Origin of the sequence: Chroococcidiopsis cubana SAG 39.79 (assembly GCF_003991895.1) — a bacterium.
Lineage (GTDB): Bacteria > Cyanobacteriota > Cyanobacteriia > Cyanobacteriales > Chroococcidiopsidaceae > Chroococcidiopsis > Chroococcidiopsis thermalis.
In genome coordinates, this window is record NZ_RSCK01000262.1 from 1 (window position 1) to 1,060 (window position 1,060).

Annotated in this window: 3 protein-coding genes; all 3 read right to left on the reverse strand. The window is 46.7% G+C overall.

Annotated features, from left to right (window positions below):
- The coding region (locus tag DSM107010_RS37800; protein WP_148125955.1) for a helix-turn-helix domain-containing protein at nt 1–572 on the reverse strand (572 nt) is incomplete at its 3' end.
- A gap of 52 nt (nt 573–624) precedes the next feature.
- Nucleotides 625–771, reverse strand: coding sequence for a hypothetical protein (locus tag DSM107010_RS39200; RefSeq protein WP_158631981.1), 147 nt, complete (start codon nt 769–771; stop codon nt 625–627).
- Between the two features lie 38 nt (nt 772–809).
- A complete protein-coding gene (locus tag DSM107010_RS37805) occupies nt 810–989 on the reverse strand; it encodes a hypothetical protein (RefSeq protein ID WP_127025445.1) in 180 nt (59 codons plus the stop codon).
- Nucleotides 990–1,060 lie beyond the last annotated feature (71 nt).

The window sequence follows — 1,060 nt, forward strand, 5'->3', positions numbered from 1 at the left end:
TCGCGCCATCCCCGCTCTCTGGCAGCTGCTAACTTTCCGTCTAGAGAACCAGTAAAGGGATTTGACAGGTCAATTTCGTTGACTGGTTCAATAGCAGGGAGAGCAGAGTCCCCTATAGGGGACTCTGCCTCCCGCTGGATGTGTATTTCGTTTACCTGTATATTTGCTTTACAGGTAGTTGAGTTTGAAGAAGTACGATCGCCCTTTCTGAAGCAGACAACTTTACTTTGTTGTTTAATCGTCAAGTTCTTTTCTTGGGGTACAAGTCTGCGCCAATCAGAATAAGGCATCAGATAAAACACTGATTTCTTTCCAGCAGCGCGATCGCATTCGATCAAATGCATCTGCTCCAACTGCGATAACACCCGTATAACTGTGACACGGGTTAGTTTGCACACCTTAGCTATGCTTTCACTCGACTCCTCTGAAACTATCCCGTCTTGCGCCATTCTCCAAAGGTGACAGTAGACGCGAAACTGGTTGGGAGTCAGTCCAAATTCATCCAGGCGAGTCAATACATCTGAGAAATTATTGAAATTATGCTTGGTATTACATTCAGTTGCGATCGTCATTCTGCTTCATTCCATTACAAAAGGCTCTTGTGGATTGCAAGAGCCTAGATTTTTATGCAAACGGTTGGGCGGCGGATTGCTCACCACTAGTCATGTAAACTTGCTTTAATTCGTTGACCTTAGCAATCCAGGCGGGTGCTTTCCTTCCTGGTGGTGCATTTAGGGAATCAAACTGAGCTTGGATTTCTTCAACACTCATGTGCGGCAGGCATTCACTCGCCCAAAGAATTGCATCACTTATTGAGCGCCAGGAACGATAATCTCTTTTTGGTTTGATGGCAACTGGGCTGGAGGAGGTGACGGGGAAATCTCAATCACATTCCCATCCTCATCCACTGTTGCTCCTAGTTCTTCGGGCGTGTAAACTGCTGCGCCCAAGAAGATGTCCGGTGTAAACCAGCGACAGCCATTGCTCAACGTGAGTTCGACGGCTCAAAAAATAGTAGGAGGTAGAGCTGGCAAGCCATGAGGATGGATATCTAAAGACG